General features: G+C 71.3%; 1 protein-coding gene. It reads left to right on the top strand.

The genetic code is table 11. From position 1 onward, the window contains the following. Window positions 1-18 precede the first annotated feature (18 nt). A partial coding sequence (locus tag ACQG3P_RS21935) for a hypothetical protein (RefSeq protein WP_426806229.1) occupies window positions 19-244 on the top strand: 226 nt, incomplete at its 3' end.

Genomic DNA, 244 nt, shown 5'->3' on the forward strand with positions numbered 1-244 from the left:
CGCCCGGGCACCTACCCCGTGACCGAGCCGACCCCGCCGCCGCAGACGCTCAACGGCATCACCAGCGCCGGCACCGTCAACGCCGCCCTGGTCGGTGTGGCCAGTGTCCGCGCCAGCGTGCCGTCGGCGATCAGCCAGATCGTGCTGCCGCTGGGCGTGGACGCGCTGGAGTACAACTACGGTGAGATCGGCGAGTCTCCCGCCCTGATGGTCAGCAAGGCGTCCACCAGCACGCGCTTCACGG

The organism is Stenotrophomonas sp. SrG, from assembly GCF_050031795.1.
In the GTDB taxonomy this organism is placed as follows: Bacteria; Pseudomonadota; Gammaproteobacteria; order Xanthomonadales; family Xanthomonadaceae; genus Stenotrophomonas; species Stenotrophomonas rhizophila_A.